Raw genomic sequence first — 14,835 nt, 5'->3', positions numbered from 1 at the left:
CGCCCACCTTGGGTTGTCCTGTCTGGTTCCAACATGCGCCAAATGCTCTCAGCGAAAGGCAAGGCAGCCATGCCTGAACTGGATCGTATCATTCGCCTTAAGACCGTCCTCGCGCGGACCGGCTTGTCCCGCTCGACGATGTACCGAAAAATCGGCGAAGGCACGTTCCCGGCCCAGGTCAAGATCAGCTTAAACGGTGCAGGATGGAGGGAGTCGGACATCAATCGGTGGGTCGCTGATCCTGTCTCATGGCACACCAGTGCATCACGAAAAAACAGCGACTAGTGGCGGTGGAGTGGCACGTTGCGCCCATCGTTGAACAGTCCTCTCTGATGTAAGTTCAACGACTGGGAAGGGGCCGACAAAGGACGGGCGGCTTTTAGGAAGCCATGTCTGATATGCTCAACATAATCACGGACACCTCGACATACCTCTCCAAGGTCCATACGCGCTCTCGTTCCCCGTGAACGTTTATGAATCGGAACGGGAACAGAGAGTAATCAAATCGGCCAGCGTTGGCCCGGAATTTCGACGGCAGGGGTATTTCGAGGTGTCCCATTGTTTCATTGGCGCAACTTTTCACGCCCTCATCCGTTATGGATTTACGTGAGCGCTTCCAAGGCTGTCGATCAACGCCCGTTCTGCCGCTCGCGACCTCCCGGCCCCTTGGCTTTCGCTCCGCGAGCCTTCCGGTTTACCGAAGGCTGATCATGTCTGCCAACAAACATAGTCCCGAAGACGTAGCGCTCAGCCTGACCTTAGCTATCGTTACGTCTTCGCCAGCGCCGCTGTTGCTTCTGGACGGTCAGCTCACCATCATCGCGGCGAGCACGTCTTTTTGCTCGGTTTTCGGCGCCGACGCGGCGCAGCTGACCGGCCAACCGCTTTACACTTTGGATGACGGCAAATGGGATAATCCCCAACTGCGATCCTTGATGACAACGACACTGGCGGGGGATGGTGCGGCTGACGCCCATGATATCAATCTCCAACGGCCGCAGCGGCCAGTTCAGCATCTGATCGTCCAGGCCAGACGGCTGGACTATCTGGATCTGGAGCAAACGCGTATCCTCGTCGCCGTTTCAGATGTCACGCACGCGCGGGCCGATACGACGCTGAAGGAAGAGACCGCCCGCGAAAATCGCGTCCTGTTGCAGGAGGTTCGCCACCGGGTCGCCAATAGTCTGCAGATCATCGCCAGCGTATTGCTACGCAACGCGCGAACCACCACGTCGGAGGAGACGCGCGGCCATCTCGAGAATGCCCATCATCGGGTGATGTCCGTGGCCGCGCTTGAACGGCTGCTGTCCACCTCGAAAGACGGCGACATCGAAGTGCACGCCTATTTCACCCAGCTCTGTGAAAGCATCTCGGCTTCGATGATCGGCGACGTCGATCAGATTTCACTTATTGTCGAAGGTGGAGACGGTGTGGTCGAGGCCAGGGTGTCGGTGAGCCTGGGCCTGATCGTCACCGAACTCGTGATCAACGCGCTCAAGTACGCCTTTCCCGATGGACGGCCAGGAAAGATAACCATCGACTATAATTTCCACGGGCCGAATTGGATCCTGTGCGTGCGCGACGACGGCGTCGGCATGCCGCTGACCGCGCCGGTGCGGACCGGCCTGGGTACGAGCATCGTCGCGGCGCTGGCCCGACAGTTGCATTCTTTGGTCGAGATAACGCCCGAGCACCCGGGAACCCAGGTTTCCATCACGCATACCCAGGTCGCCCTGGTGGAAGGCGAGCCCGAAGCGGCGGGCGAGCCGCGTGCAGCGGTGCGTCTGGCGTCAGTCGCGATCGGCAGCTAACAAACAGAGGAATGATCATGACGGCAGCGCAAAACAGCAAGACGACCGAGACCCTGATGATTGTCGAGGACGAAGCGCTTGTAGCAACGGTCCTGCGGGACGAACTGGAGGATGCAGGATATAAGGTCCTCAACCTGACGGACCGTCACGCCGAGGCGCTTGAAATCGCCAGGGCCGAGAAGCCCAATCTGGCGTTAGTTAACATCCGGCTCGCCGGGCGTGACGATGGCATCGAACTCTCCGAGCATCTGAAAGCTCTCGGGATACCGGTCTTGCTGATCAGCGGCCAGGTCAGCCGGGCTAGCTCGGCAAAGACCGTCGCAATCGCGTCGATGCCCAAACCCTATGACGCCGCCGAGATGGTGCTCGCCGTGGCCCATCTTCTCGCTCGCCTGAACGGCGACGGGTCACTGCCAAGGCCAGCGCAACTGGAGGTGTTTGATGAAGGCGGCTTTGATCTCGCGCCGGCCGCCTAATGCAACTTGCAGATCTTGGGTCTCCTCAGCAACGAGGGCAACGGCTTGATTTGAGGCGCATTGCTGACATTGATTGAGAAGATAATCCTAAAGGCGCCTGTGGATGCCGCCTTCGTCTAAGTGTTCGCGGTACCGCGTGACAAGCGCACACCAGGGCCACCGCCATTCTCTGGAATGAATTCTATTCCGGCTGCTTCGAGCGATAGCTTCAGCGCTTGCAGGATTGATTCAGATGCTGGTTTCGAACCACGTTCGAACTGCACGATCGTCCTCAAACTTACCTTGGATAGATCCGCCAGTTCCTGTTGAGAAATGTCGAGAAGCCCACGGGCCGCGCGAACTTGGGCCGCACTTACTTCATTGTTCAAAACGCCCTTTTGCACAAAAAGTGCAAATATGCTTGTTTTAGGTAACGCCCGTTGGAGGTGGTTCCCCGCTTCCAACAGTCTAACCACGCCCACGCTTTGCGGAGCTCGGATCATGGCTGATTCCGACAATAACACGACTTTGCCTTTCGTCACCCGCAGGAAGGTGCTTGCGGGAACGGCAACCGCAATGGCGGCGACGCAGTCTACAATGCGCCGGCGCGCCGCGTCCGCCGGCTGCACGGCGCCCAGCCTGTCAGCGAGTTCCGGCAACAGGCTCCCGGCATCGCGCTGCATCGCGCGCAGGATCTCAGTGAGATAGGTCGGACTCCAGACCCAGATTAGGGCTAGATCTTCGGCGGCCAGAAGGTGCAGGCAGGTCTGCCTTTGCCAACTGGCGAAGTCGGTGAGCAGTCGCAGCTCCATCGGCACGGCGGACAGTTCGATTAGGCTGTGGCGCAAGGCGCCGAAATAGGCGAAAGGCACCGGACTGCCCAGCCTGTGCGCACCGACGCGCTCGCTTGCGCTGCGGCCTACCGGGCTCAGCGCGAAATAGCTGTGCCCCCGCGTAACGCCCGGCCGGCGCGCTATCAGGTCCGACATCCAGGGATAGAGACAATCGGAGTAGGCCTGCAGGCCCGTGTCCGTATAGGGGATGTATTTCGCGCCACCGGAACTGCCACCGGTTTGTTCGAGAAACCGGACCGGCTCGGCGGTCAGCACATTCTCTTCCCCGCCGACGACACGATTGATGTAAGGCGACAAGGCTTCGTAGTCGCCGATCGGCACCAGATCGCGAAAGGACTCGGCCGAAGTGACGTTGGCGAAGTTGTGGTCACCACCGAACGCTGTCGGGAGATTGGCCTCTACAAGCCGCCGCAAGAGGGCTCGCTGCGTGGCCTCGACATGACCGAGCCGCGCCCGAAAGCCGGCATGTCCGGCCGCGGTCGCGCCGGCAATCCGTGCCCAGACTTCAGCGCCCATCTTTCAGCCCTTCGGCAAAACTCGCGGCAGCATAGCGCTTCAGATTGCCAATCTCGAACTCCGCGAGGCAAGCGAGTTCGACACCTCGGAAGTAGGAAGGATTGGCCCTTAGAAAGAACGCGGCAAAACGGTTGCGGAGTGCTGTTTGCTCGACATCGGCCCACTGGTCCCGCAAGTGGCCTTGCGACGGGCCGAAGTCGATCAGTCCGGTCGATGGTTCGAAATGACGCCCGTAGCGGGCAGTTGCAATCGCATCGCGGATTGTCTGCAGGCGGGCCGAAACCGGGCCATCGATGGCTGGAACGAAGTCGCAGAAAAAATTGGGAAGAATGCGAAACGTCCTATGCCCGCCGATGATGGAGAACCAGAACAGCCGGCCCCCCACCTCCGCCTTGGCGGCGCCGGCCGCGCGAAAGAAACTGCGCAGCAACACGGGGTCGCCCCAGCGCGCCGGATGGAGAACGGTATCGCCGGAGAAGAGATAGTGGACAGTCTCCCCGCCGACGGTTTGTGGCCTGACAAGGTATGTCGAGAAGCCGATGATCTTCCGCTCGTGCCGGATGATCACGGCGGCGTCCTTTTCGGCGAGATCGCGTTCGAAACCCTTGCGATCAACCGCCTCGTAGTAGGACTCGTACAAGGCAAACATCTGGTCGCGGTCGGCAGGCGCCAGATTCGGGACCGGTATATCTACGGAGCGGGTGGAATCGTTTTCATCTGCAGTACTTCGCACGCAATCTTACCACCCATGTCAGACCCGATAGATCGAATATCAGTCACGGGCAGAAAAGTTCAACTGCACTAGCCGAATCTTTGTGAACATTTGTGTCGGCATTCCGGGTGACGGCACCCTGCGACATCGGAGTTGCCTCAATTCTGTTTCGACTGGTGCAACGTGCTTGTCCCCAGCAACATTCCAGATTGCGGTCAAACTGCGTTGACGAATGTCAGTTTTCAGGCTCGCGCCTTGGATCAGGTCATTGGGCGCGAATGAGCAGAAAAATTGGCCGGCGCTGACAACTGTCAATGAAACCGGGCAGTGCCTCCTAGAAGCTGATCGACATTGGCGACGATGTCGCAGCGCGTCGAACGTTTCTAAGCGTCTGGAGGCAGCCATGATCAAGGTTGTATTGGTGCGGCTCGACGGGACAACCAGCGACGAATTCCGGTTGGCCGCGTCCGAAAGCCTGGTCACGTTGTTTGACGCTCATATCGTCGGCCTTTTCCTGAACGTGCTGCCGGAACCGGCATTGGCCGAGGCCAATGTGAGCGTGGAGTATTGGACACGCTTGCTTGAGCAGGCGAGGCAGCGTGGACGGGACATGGAAGAGGATCTCGGCAAGCGTCTGCGAGGTATCGCTGCATCGGCCGAGTTGCGCCACTTCGACGTCTACGCAGAGGAGCAGGCGGGGGTAACCGCCCGCGAATGCCGGACCGCCGACGTGTTCCTCGGCCTGCGGTTGAGCGAAGTCGACAAGACTGTGGTTCGTGATGTCGTGGAGGAGGTTCTCTTCGAATCGGGCAAGCACTTGTTCCTCGTTGCCGACCAGAAGAGCTTCGAGCGGGGCTTCGAGCATGCAATCATTGCCTGGAATCGGAGCCGCGAAGCGGCGCGGGCCGTCGCGGAGGCGTTGCCATATCTTGCGAAGTCACGACTGGTCACCATCGTCGCGGTCGAGCATGGAGAACCCTTGGAAAGGCCGGCAAAACGGGGGGAAGAACTTGTCCCCTATCTAGGACGACACGGGATTGATGCGTCCGTGCATGTCGCGAACAAACGCGGGCTCGATATGTCTTCCGCGCTGCTCAACGTGATCGGCGAACAGAGGGCCGATCTCGTCGTCATGGGCGGCTACGGGCATTCGCGGCTACGCGAATGGCTGCTCGGCGGGGTAACCTACAAGCTCCTGCGGAAATCGCCGGTGTCTCTGGTGATTGCGCACTGAGGGCAATCGCAGATACTGCAGCTGCATCGCGTGCCCCGTTACCAGGGCGCGCGGCAAGCGCCCAAAATCTCGCCCGTCGAGCAATGACCATGGCGAGGGCCGAGCAGCCGGTCGCCGAGTCGAAATCGCCGGACGTCGCACCGCACTTCTGGGTGAGAATGCCTTCCCCAACGGCGTCAAAGCAGTGGGAGGTAAGGTGGTAGCGGGAGAGCGCTACCGCCTTTCCCCCCCACTCTGAAACCCTGCGATATTTTCTACGGTGTTGGGCGCGATGGACCTGTCTCGGTGCCGCAAAGATTGTGCGGGGAGCGGAAAGTCTGATCCGAAGCCGACGTACGTTGTCCAACGACGCGAACGGCGGCTTCGCGTCTCATCTCCGTCGTTGAGTTCAATCCAGCGTTTGCCCGAAAGCAGGTCGCGGTTGTCAGCGCCGCCGCATGCTCCTCAAGGCCGTCGTCTAGAGCGCACCGCGTAAATCTAAAGTGCCAGATAAGGCGAGCAAAAAATTGCGTTCCAGCTTCTTGAACGATTTCTGGGTCATTCCTAAATCGTCTGCCGTCGAGGCTTAGGCTCGACATAGGCGTCGCGGTGACGCTGCGGCGCCGCTTGTAACCCATGTTGCTTCACGGAGGATATGGCTATGAGAAGCTTTGATTATACCCCCCTTTATCGCACAACGGTCGGCTTTGACCGTCTCTTCGATATGCTCGACAACAGCGTGCGCTCGGACTGGCCGCCCTACAATATCGAGAAGACCGGAGACGACGATTACCGGATTACCATGGCCGTCGCGGGATTCAGCACTGACGAAGTCGAGCTCACTCAGCACGGGCCGGAACTGATCGTAGTCGGCCAGAAGCAGACCGAAGAGAGCGATCGCCAGATCCTGCACAGAGGCATGGCGACGCGTAACTTCAAGCAAGTCTTCAAATTGGCGGACTATGTGAAAGTCGCGAAAGCCACGCTGGAGAACGGCCTGCTGTCTGTGGATCTCGTCAGGGAGATCCCAGAAGAAATGAAGCCCCGTCGCATTGGTCTCCGCTCGTCGAGCGATGCAAACCCCACGCAGCAACCGCAGATCAGTGAGGATACCGAGCGGCGGCGTAAGGTCGCCTGAGCGCTCGAATGTACGCAGACTGCGGTCCCGCCTCCCGGCCGTGCCGGGAAGCTCAGATTGTGGAGAAGGAGATGACAACCGGATACGAATTTTTGTCAGAACGTAAAGGCAAGGTTGTACTAAAGCAGCCTACGCATCCTGACGACGTTGTGGGCCACTCCGGACTGAGTGTCGCTGAGAAACGTGCGCTGTTGGCCTCTTGGGCATCCGACGCTCGGGCGGTTCCCGGCATACCTCTTTTGCGGCAGCTGGATGATGGATCGATAGTAATAGTCGACGACATCCTGCGCGCTCTGAAGGCTCTGGACGGCGCCTCGGACGACAAGGGTCAAAATCGGAGTCGCAATTGGGGAGCGCCTCATAATCGCCGACGTCAGGGGAAGTGGTACCCTTGGCCGCATCGTCGCAGGCGGGATGACGACGACGATCCTCCACCTTGTCCGGCCCAACGCGCAATCGTTCCAAGGAGAGGCGGTGGCGGGGCGATCGCTTCTCCAGAGCCGGCATTTGTTTAAGGGGACGTCAAACGCGACTGGGAAAGATGGAGGCTTCGGAATCGAAAAGGGGCGCTGTGGCTACAGCGCCCTCACAATTCTGCAACCTCTCGGCGTTTACCAGCCTTGCCGGCCGTACCAGTCGTCGATATCGCGTTGAGCCCAGGCAGGAGTGTCGCCGCTTTGAGCTCGCGCTCCGAGTCAAGCATCAGCAAACTTCACGATGCGGGTGTTGTCTCCGTCTTCAAGAAGCGGGGCAGAAGGCGGTGCACAAGCATAGATACCTATCCGACGGGCCCAGCTAGCGAAAGCCTTCCGTGCTACCTCGACAGGGCAACGCCCGTCATAAGCCGCACAACATTTTTCGCTGGCGTCCATATGCAGGCCGCCGCGCCGTTCCACCGGCCATTCCTCGAGAAATTCGATGGCATCCATGACCGAGCCGACAGATCTAACTCCGAACGGCGCGTCTTCAACGAACACAACCTCGCTGAACGTATCCGTGGTCATCGCAGCGCCGCTCAAGAAACAATGCCGCCCCGGCTGACGCCGTCGCGCAGCGGCAGAACGTCCAAGCGCGGCGCAAGGATGTCGGCGCGCTTGGCAAAGCCGACGAACACGCTCCTGGCTGTCTCGGCGTCGACGCGGCCCTGCATGCATTCCCGGCAGGCCTGGACCGCCAGGTTGTAGGGTGATCCTCTTTGCTGGCTCGGCCAGTCGTCGAGCAGCGCCAACGCTTCCGTGACAGTTTCGATCCTGGCTGGATATCCGAGCCCGACCAGCACCGCTACGGGCTCTTTAAACAGGTTCGCTTGCATACGTTCCTCCGCTCAATCTCGGCCGCTCTGCGGCGGCGCAGAAACAAACATCAACAACGTGTGGCGGGGCGCGACATTCGCCCCGTGCAGAATATTGGAACGTCTGATTTCGAGGTCAAGAGGGCGGTCGCGAAATCAAATCCATGAGCGGAGAAGCGTTCAAACTGTTCTTAGAAAGACGCCCGCGTCGTCCATCGGAAGCGGCGAAGACGCTCGGATTGAGTTCAACCGGCGCATATGCATCCGCTTCGGCCGGAGCGCTTTTTGCATTGGGACGGGAACTTCGATTGCCACGGCTTGTTGAGTCGGACGCAGCAGGTTCTCATCGGTTCCGGCTGCTGACCAGGCTTCCCTCAAGTCGTGGTCGGCCCGCGCCTTTGCGACAGGGGCGCGGGCTGTTCTCCCAAATGGAGGATGCCTTATGACAAAGACCATTCCTGAAAAGAAAGCCCGACAGGGCGGATGGGGCTTCCACGGTTTTGCGATCCTGATAGCTGCACTGCTCCTGACCGCAATCGCTTGGGGTATTGCTGAGTTGTACGGCGAGCAATCGAAGACGCCAGCCACGGAGGAGAGCGGTAGTTCCACGGTTCCCTCCGGCCTGAATCCCGCGGAAAACGATCCGGTTAAATCGAAAACCGACAACATAAACGTCGAGCCAGTCGGCACGAACCCTCAGGTCGACAAGAACCCAACGCAATCGAGCACGGGCGGGGATCGGCCGGGAACCCAGCCAGCACAGCCGGCAGTTCCATAAGTGTCGTCGGATCATTAGCCTCGCAACGCCCGCGCTTCGCTCCAGTCGCTACGAGACTATCCGGAAGAAAGCCGGCCCGGTTGGGAGCCGCTTTTTGGCCCGTCCAAACACGCAGTGATGGCGGCAGTGCAGAAAAAAGGAACCGCTCAAAGGCATCTCGCAGCTCGCGAGACCTTATCGCTTCAGAAGGGAGTTTGCGATGACCGAGGAGGAAACGAGGCGCCCTGTGCTGACCCCGCAAAGCCTACGTGCGCTGGCGCGCGAATGCGGCGTCACAGAGCAGCAGATTCGAGAGATAATTGCATTGGTCGGCACGGACCGAGCGTCAATCCTAAGGGAAGCTCGGGTTCTGAAGAACAAATGATAGGCGAAGCCAACTTTATATGCCGGAGGCGCTCGGTGTCATCGGCCGGTGCGCTGACCAGAAGCTATTCCGACGCCAATCCGCCGCGAACTCGATACGGACGACTCGGAGGAAAGCCTAAAGCGCCTAAGTGATCTCGAAGCTGGAACCCTGATGACTACACAACGTTTCGAGAGACAGGGGCCAGCCTAGAGGAGAAGTCCAATGCAAGCCTCAGCCGAAAATGCCGCCGGCCGTTCCGGCGCGCTTCTGATAACGCCGTTTGATGGAACTGTGACGGTCAGGTTTTCCGACGCGATCATTGCCTCAACCGAGCGGGCTAAAGTGCTTCATGAGGACGGACGCGACCCAGTCTTCTATGTGCCTTTCGACGACATTTATTTTGATCTGCTGGAGAAGACCAACACGGCGACGAGCAGCTCGTCGAAGGGCACCGCGAGTTATTGGCGCGTTCACGCGGTCGGCGGATCGGCTGACAATTTCATGTGGGCCTACGAGACGCCCGAGAGCCCCGCACTAGCCATCGCTCGCCACACGGTGCTTTCGATCCCGACAAAGCGCGGATAGATGCCGACCCTACCGAGGACAAGCGCCATTCGCCTCACGTCCCTTAGAGGGTTGGCCGATTACGAACCTTCCTCAGTCTGCGAACTCTTCGTGAAGGATGAGCAGGCAAAGCTACGGGCGGAGGTTGCTGTAGCGCAGCGCTGTTCTCCGAAGGTCGCGGCAAAGATTTCGGACCGGCTTATCGCTGACGAGCCCCAGTGTTCCAAGACCATTGGGTTTTCGGCCATGACAGCCGGGAACTTTTCCCAAAACCCGCCGTTTGCCAAACAGATCGTTGAGGTAACGATCAGCAAAAAGAGGAAGGGTTCCTAGCAATGACCAAGATGGTTGTTTTTGGCGCCTTGGCGCTTTCTTTGCTCGGCGGCGCTGCTCTTGCCGCTGGCGAAACCGGCACGTCCGCTCTGGATGACCCTGCAAAGATGCAGCCGTTCTATACGGACTCCACCATGAAGTCGCTACGCTCCGAAGACGAGTTCATAAAGGCATGGAAGGCGTTGACCGATGAAGATCGGACAGCCATGACGAAGAGTTGCGACGAGGAGGCGGCAAACGCCCATCCGGAATTTTGTAGCAGCGTCAAGAAAAACGGTGCGGGCTCGGCAAACAACTGAGCACTGTACGTTTAATGCCCCGGCGTCTTCCTTTCGGCAGGGCAAAGGCGCCGGACAGCATTTGCGAGCTTTAACCGCGCGGGTTGCATCCCCGCGGCCCTCTTAGTTTCACCATGAGAGCGACGGCGACTGATGTCGGCACCGGGATTGGCAATTGTCCATTGGTGTGCAGCACCTTTTTTCGCCGGGGCGGGCGCTGAAGACAGCGCTGCCAAAGGAGAGACAATCATGAGGGTCTTTTTCCGAGATAACGGACTAACGATAGCGCTAGTGACAATGTTTCTGGTGAGCTGCCTAGGCATGATCTGGTCGGGTCATGCCGCCCACAACGAAGAACTCCAGCAGCATGGTAGCGCAGCGATTGGCGTGCTGAGCTACTTGGTAAGTGGTGGATTCCTTTCGGCGCTCTTCGAAAACTGGGAGAGCGAATTCCTGCAGATGTCCGCCTACGTCATGCTGACAGCCATCTTGTTCCAGCGCGGTTCAGCCGAATCCCGCGATCCGGATGACCCCGACCGGCCTGAGGACGAGCTATCCCTGGCCACTCGGAGGCGCAGTCCGATCCTGTCATGGCTCTATTCCTACTCGCTTGGCATCGCTTTGGCTCTGCTCTTCATCGCGTCCTTCGTGCTTCACTGGTGGACGAGCTTCGTAGCAACGAACGATGAAGCGCTTCGGCACGGCGGCGAGGCCCAATCCGTCGGAAGCTATCTGTTTGGGGCGCAGCTTTGGTTCGAGTCGTTCCAGAATTGGCAATCTGAGTTTATGTCGACGGCTGTCCTGGTCGTGCTGTCGATTTTCCTTCGGCACAAAGGGTCGCCGGAATCGAAACCCGCCGGCGCGACGAATGAGGAAACCGGCGCATAGGTTGTCGAGCACGGGCCAAGACCGCTTGCGTGAAGTTTTGGCGCAACCACTCGGTGGCGGGCGCGTTTGTGCGCAAGGGTTGCATCGATCGGAGGGATGGGTTCGCCAACGGTTCCAGGCACAAGCGCCCAGATTACGAAACGCGCTGCGGTGCGCTTGCTCCCGGTGTGGCTATGCTTGGGCGCCTGTTCCAGCTGCTCGGGCGTCCAGTCGGCGCTCGATCCGGCCGGGGAGGAAGCGCGCCAGGTCGCTCAACTTTTCTGGCACATGGTCATTGCTGGCGGTTTTATTTGGCTGATAGTCGTCGGCCTTCTCGTCTACGCGACGGGCCATGGGCGCGCTGCCATAGGCGAGCATATTGCAGGCCGGTTGATTTTCTGGGGCGGCGCTGTCATTCCTTCGCTGCTCCTCTTTCTGTTGCTCGGCTATGCCCTTTGGCTGATGCCAGGACTGAGACCTTTCGCACGAGCCGGCGAAACCGGTCTCAGGATCGAGGTCACTGGGGAGCAATTCTGGTGGAGGGTCGCCTACCGCCTGGCAGACGGCAGCGCTCCTGTTCTCTCCGCTAACGAGATCAGGCTGCCTGTTGGTGAGCGCGTCGAGTTCCTGCTGAAGAGCACCGACGTCATCCACTCCTTCTGGATTCCCGCGCTCGGTGGCAAGATGGACATGATCCCAGGGCGCGAGAACCGGCTGTCGTTGCTGGCGACGAAGCCTGGCACCTACCGCGGCCCCTGCGCGGAATATTGCGGCACCTCGCACGCGCTGATGGCCTTCACCGCCGTCGCCATGGAACGCGGTGCCTTCCGGGAATGGCTAGCTACGCGCTCGAAACCGTCGGCCGGCGCATCCTTGCCGGGACGCGACTTCTTCCTTCGCAACGGCTGCGGTGCTTGCCACCGCGTGGCGGGCACGAAAGCTGAGGGCAGTGTCGGGCCGGATCTCTCGCATGTGGGCTCGCGGGAAACGATCGGTGCCGGCATTTTGCCTGCTGACGAGGAGGCACTCCGGAGCTTCATCGCCCATCCGCACTTGATCAAGCCCGGATCGAAGATGCCCGAGTTCAGCATGCTGCCCCAACAGGACATCGCCGAGATCGCCGCCTGGCTGAAGAGGCTCGAATGACCACAGTCGTCAAAGCCCGCGTCAAGCGAAAGCCCTCGCCAGCCATAATGAAGGCCGAGGAGGAACAGCTGCGCCGCGTCTGGGAGACGCCGACCGGCTGGCGCTACTGGACTTCGGTCAACAACACGCAGGTTGGCCTCTGGTATGGCGGCGCGGCCTTCGCCTTCATGCTGTTCGCCGGCGTGCTGGCGCTTCTTGTACGCACGCAGCTCGCCGTGCCGGAAAACGACTTCCTCTCGGCCGATTTCTATAACCAGGCCTTTACGCTGCACGGCACCGTGATGATGTTCCTGTTTGCCGTGCCCATCTTCGAGGCCGTCGCGATTTTTCTGCTGCCGCCGATGCTCGGAGCGCGCGAGCTGCCATTCCCGCGGCTCGGGGCCTTCGGCTTCTGGAGCTTTCTCATCGGCGGTGTCTTCGTCTGCGGCTCGATCTTCTTCGACGCGGCTCCGTCCTCAGGCTGGTTCATGTATCCGCCTCTCGCCACCGACAAGGAATATTCCGGCATCGGTGCCGACATCTGGCTTCTCGGTCTCTCCTTTATTGAGGTCGCCTCGATCGCCGCCGCCGTCGAACTCATCGTTGGCATCATGAAGTGCCGCGCGCCCGGCATGCGCATCAACCTGATGCCGCTCTTCGCCTGGTATCTGCTGATCACCGCAGGCATGATCCTGTTCGCCTTCCCGCCGCTAATTGCGGGCGACATCCTGTTCGAGATGCAGCGTATGTTCGACTGGCCGTTCTTCGATCAGACGCGCGGCGGCGACCCGCTGCTCTGGCAGCACCTGTTCTGGATATTCGGGCACCCGGAGGTCTACATCATCTTCCTGCCCGCCATCGCGCTGATGGCGATGATCGTGCCGACCTTTTCGCAACGTCCGATCGTCGGCTATTCCTGGATCGTTCTCGCGGCCGTCGGCACCGGTTTCTTGTCCTTTGGCCTATGGGTTCATCACATGTTCGCTACCGGCCTGCCGCAAATCTCGCTGGCCTTCTTCTCGGCCGCCTCGGAGGCCGTCGCGATCCCGACCGGTGTGCAGATCTTCGTCTTCATCGCCACCATGCTCGCCGGACGCGTCATCTTCTCTGTGCCGATGCTCTTTGGCGCTGGTGGGATTGCCATCTTCGTACTCGGCGGCCTGACCGGCGTGATGGTCGCGCTCGCCCCCTTCGACTGGCAGGCGCACGACACCTATTTTGTCGTTGCGCATCTGCACTACGTGCTGATCGGCGGGATGCTCTTTCCGCTGATTGCCGGCGTCTATTACTACTACCCGCTCATCGATGCACGCATGCTGTCCATGCCGCTCGGCCGCGTCGCCTTCTGGCTGATGTTTTCCGGCTTCAACGTCGCCTTCTTCCCAATGCATCTCAGCGGCCTGCGCGGGATGCCACGCCGCGTCTTCACCTACCCCGAGGGGATTGGCTGGGATTGGCTGAACCTCGTATCAACGATCGGCGCTTTTGTTTTCGCATCAGGGGTGCTGGTAGTCGCTTTCGACGTTGTTCGGCCCAAGCATCGTCAACCGCGCGGCGAGCAGAACCCGTGGAACGCGGGCACGCTCGAATGGCTGAACGAGCCCGAGGAGAACTGGGGCATTCGCTCCATCCCCGTCATCGAGAGCCGCTATCCGCTTTGGGACCAGAACGATCTGACGCGCAAGGTCAACGAGGGCGCCTATTATCTGCCTGGCGCCAAGGAGAATCGCCGCGAGACACTGATCACTTCGGTGCTCGACGCCCATCCGCTGCAGTGCCAACGCGTGGCGGCACCAACCACGATCACAATAATCTCGGCCGCGTTGCTCGGCGGCGTCTTCGTCGCTCTCACCTTCGAACTCTGGATCCTCGCCCTACTGTCGGGCATCGGCACGCTCGTTGCCATTCTCTGGTGGCTCTGGACCGGCACCGGCGACATCCCGGAGCAGAAAACCAAGGATGTCGGCCTCGGGCTGCGCCTGCCGCTCTATGCCTCAGGCCCGGACTCGGTAGGCTGGTGGGCGATGTTCATTACGATGGTTGGTGACGGCACCGCCTTCGCCAGCCTCATCTTCGGCTATTTCTTCTACTGGACCATCCATCCCGACTTTACTCTGGGGCAGCCGGGCCCCGGTTTGCGGTGGCCGATGATCGCGCTGGCGCTCTTCGTCGCCACGTGGGTTGTGATGCTTGGGGCGCGCCGACTGAACGCAAGCGGGTGGACTAACGGCGCACGCGTTGCGCTTGTTGCCGCGTTTCTGCTCACGCTCGCTGCCTCTGCTGCCGGCTTTGCCGGGCCCTGGCAGCATGACATGCAACCGACCGCGCATGTCTATCCGGCGATCGTCTGGATTCTAGTCATCTGGGCACTTGCTCATGCCGCAGTCGGAGCCGTCATGCAGCTCTATTGCCTCGCGCGCAGCTTCGCCGGTCGCTTGACGCGGGAGCACGACATGGAACTGCACAACGTCGCGCTCTACTGGCATTTCATGGCGATCACCGCTGTTATCACCTTCGCCGTCATCGGTCTTTTCCCGGAAGCGATGTGAGACGG

15 protein-coding genes are annotated in these 14,835 nt (G+C 60.1%); 11 read left to right on the top strand and 4 right to left on the bottom strand.

What is annotated here, in order from left to right:
* Positions 1-69: 69 nt before the first annotated feature.
* The 3 genes from LHFGNBLO_RS33095 to LHFGNBLO_RS33085 all read left to right on the top strand — a co-directional run bounded on the left by LHFGNBLO_RS33095 (position 70) and on the right by LHFGNBLO_RS33085 (position 2,287).
* Positions 70-285 carry a helix-turn-helix transcriptional regulator gene (locus LHFGNBLO_RS33095; RefSeq protein WP_172225089.1) on the top strand — a complete coding sequence of 72 codons (216 nt, stop codon included), beginning with the start codon at positions 70-72 and terminating at the stop codon, positions 283-285.
* 425 nt (positions 286-710) lie between these two features.
* A complete protein-coding gene (locus LHFGNBLO_RS33090) occupies positions 711-1,811 on the top strand; it encodes a sensor histidine kinase (protein WP_258604344.1) in 1,101 nt (366 codons plus the stop codon).
* Positions 1,812-1,828: 17 nt separating this feature from the next.
* Positions 1,829-2,287 (top strand): response regulator, encoded by a 459-nt coding sequence (locus LHFGNBLO_RS33085; protein ID WP_258604343.1) that lies wholly within the window; start codon positions 1,829-1,831, stop codon positions 2,285-2,287.
* 116 nt (positions 2,288-2,403) lie between these two features.
* On the opposite strand, the gene LHFGNBLO_RS33080 is transcribed toward LHFGNBLO_RS33085, so the two are convergent.
* Together LHFGNBLO_RS33080 and LHFGNBLO_RS33075 are read right to left on the bottom strand one after the other, a co-directional pair.
* A complete protein-coding gene (locus LHFGNBLO_RS33080; protein ID WP_258604340.1) occupies positions 2,404-3,636 on the bottom strand; it encodes a GH3 auxin-responsive promoter family protein in 1,233 nt (410 codons plus the stop codon).
* On the bottom strand, positions 3,626-4,369 hold the full coding sequence (locus LHFGNBLO_RS33075) for a hypothetical protein (protein ID WP_258604339.1): 744 nt from the start codon (positions 4,367-4,369) through the stop codon (positions 3,626-3,628). The genes LHFGNBLO_RS33080 and LHFGNBLO_RS33075 overlap by 11 nt, the downstream gene beginning before the upstream one ends.
* Positions 4,370-4,751: 382 nt before the next feature.
* Between LHFGNBLO_RS33075 and LHFGNBLO_RS33070 the strand changes: the two genes are divergently transcribed.
* Both LHFGNBLO_RS33070 and LHFGNBLO_RS33065 read left to right on the top strand, forming a co-directional pair.
* Positions 4,752-5,582 carry a universal stress protein gene (locus LHFGNBLO_RS33070; protein WP_258604337.1) on the top strand — a complete coding sequence of 277 codons (831 nt, stop codon included), beginning with the start codon at positions 4,752-4,754 and terminating at the stop codon, positions 5,580-5,582.
* A 640-nt stretch (positions 5,583-6,222) separates the two neighbouring features.
* The gene (locus tag LHFGNBLO_RS33065; RefSeq protein WP_258604335.1) at positions 6,223-6,699 is read left to right on the top strand and encodes an Hsp20 family protein; all 477 of its coding nucleotides are present in this window, start codon (positions 6,223-6,225) and stop codon (positions 6,697-6,699) included.
* Between the two features lie 695 nt (positions 6,700-7,394).
* Here LHFGNBLO_RS33065 and LHFGNBLO_RS33060 read toward each other — a convergent pair.
* Positions 7,395-7,703, bottom strand: a complete 309-nt coding sequence (locus LHFGNBLO_RS33060) for a DUF982 domain-containing protein (RefSeq protein WP_258604334.1) — start codon at positions 7,701-7,703, stop codon at positions 7,395-7,397.
* Positions 7,704-7,714: 11 nt separating this feature from the next.
* Positions 7,715-8,011: a DUF982 domain-containing protein gene (locus tag LHFGNBLO_RS33055; protein ID WP_258604333.1), complete on the bottom strand. Its 297-nt coding sequence runs from the start codon at positions 8,009-8,011 to the stop codon at positions 7,715-7,717.
* Between the two features lie 421 nt (positions 8,012-8,432).
* On the opposite strand from LHFGNBLO_RS33055, the gene LHFGNBLO_RS33050 reads away from it, so the two are divergent.
* From LHFGNBLO_RS33050 to ctaD, 6 genes are all read left to right on the top strand, one after another.
* Positions 8,433-8,768, top strand: a complete 336-nt coding sequence (locus LHFGNBLO_RS33050; protein ID WP_258610050.1) for a hypothetical protein — start codon at positions 8,433-8,435, stop codon at positions 8,766-8,768.
* 568 nt (positions 8,769-9,336) lie between these two features.
* Positions 9,337-9,699: a DUF427 domain-containing protein gene (locus LHFGNBLO_RS33045; protein WP_319944201.1), complete on the top strand. Its 363-nt coding sequence runs from the start codon at positions 9,337-9,339 to the stop codon at positions 9,697-9,699.
* 314 nt (positions 9,700-10,013) lie between these two features.
* Entirely contained in the window at positions 10,014-10,310 is a 297-nt protein-coding gene (locus LHFGNBLO_RS33040; RefSeq protein WP_258604332.1) for a hypothetical protein, read from the top strand.
* A 228-nt stretch (positions 10,311-10,538) separates the two neighbouring features.
* The gene (locus LHFGNBLO_RS33035; protein WP_258604331.1) at positions 10,539-11,177 is read left to right on the top strand and encodes a DUF6766 family protein; all 639 of its coding nucleotides are present in this window, start codon (positions 10,539-10,541) and stop codon (positions 11,175-11,177) included.
* A 177-nt stretch (positions 11,178-11,354) separates the two neighbouring features.
* Entirely contained in the window at positions 11,355-12,302 is a 948-nt protein-coding gene (gene coxB, locus LHFGNBLO_RS33030) for a cytochrome c oxidase subunit II (protein WP_258604330.1), read from the top strand.
* Entirely contained in the window at positions 12,299-14,830 is a 2,532-nt protein-coding gene (gene ctaD, locus LHFGNBLO_RS33025) for a cytochrome c oxidase subunit I (protein WP_258604329.1), read from the top strand. The genes coxB and ctaD overlap by 4 nt, the downstream gene beginning before the upstream one ends.
* Positions 14,831-14,835 lie beyond the last annotated feature (5 nt).

Source organism: Mesorhizobium sp. AR10, assembly GCF_024746795.1.
In the GTDB taxonomy this organism is placed as follows: domain Bacteria; phylum Pseudomonadota; class Alphaproteobacteria; order Rhizobiales; family Rhizobiaceae; genus Mesorhizobium.
This window is presented reverse-complemented; position numbering and strand designations above follow the sequence as displayed.

Bases quoted from the DNA above. Each gene is read 5' to 3' on its own strand.
- LHFGNBLO_RS33095 (WP_172225089.1), top strand. From the start codon at position 70: ATGCCTGAACTGGATCGTATCATTCGCCTTAAGACCGTCCTCGCGCGG.
- LHFGNBLO_RS33090 (WP_258604344.1), top strand. From the start codon at position 711: ATGTCTGCCAACAAACATAGTCCCGAAGACGTAGCGCTCAGCCTGACC.
- LHFGNBLO_RS33085 (WP_258604343.1), top strand. From the start codon at position 1,829: ATGACGGCAGCGCAAAACAGCAAGACGACCGAGACCCTGATGATTGTC.
- LHFGNBLO_RS33080 (WP_258604340.1), bottom strand. From the start codon at position 3,636: ATGGGCGCTGAAGTCTGGGCACGGATTGCCGGCGCGACCGCGGCCGGA.
- LHFGNBLO_RS33070 (WP_258604337.1), top strand. From the start codon at position 4,752: ATGATCAAGGTTGTATTGGTGCGGCTCGACGGGACAACCAGCGACGAA.
- LHFGNBLO_RS33065 (WP_258604335.1), top strand. From the start codon at position 6,223: ATGAGAAGCTTTGATTATACCCCCCTTTATCGCACAACGGTCGGCTTT.
- LHFGNBLO_RS33060 (WP_258604334.1), bottom strand. From the start codon at position 7,703: ATGACCACGGATACGTTCAGCGAGGTTGTGTTCGTTGAAGACGCGCCG.
- LHFGNBLO_RS33055 (WP_258604333.1), bottom strand. From the start codon at position 8,011: ATGCAAGCGAACCTGTTTAAAGAGCCCGTAGCGGTGCTGGTCGGGCTC.
- LHFGNBLO_RS33050 (WP_258610050.1), top strand. From the start codon at position 8,433: ATGACAAAGACCATTCCTGAAAAGAAAGCCCGACAGGGCGGATGGGGC.
- LHFGNBLO_RS33045 (WP_319944201.1), top strand. From the start codon at position 9,337: ATGCAAGCCTCAGCCGAAAATGCCGCCGGCCGTTCCGGCGCGCTTCTG.
- LHFGNBLO_RS33040 (WP_258604332.1), top strand. From the start codon at position 10,014: ATGACCAAGATGGTTGTTTTTGGCGCCTTGGCGCTTTCTTTGCTCGGC.
- LHFGNBLO_RS33035 (WP_258604331.1), top strand. From the start codon at position 10,539: ATGAGGGTCTTTTTCCGAGATAACGGACTAACGATAGCGCTAGTGACA.
- ctaD (WP_258604329.1), top strand. From the start codon at position 12,299: ATGACCACAGTCGTCAAAGCCCGCGTCAAGCGAAAGCCCTCGCCAGCC.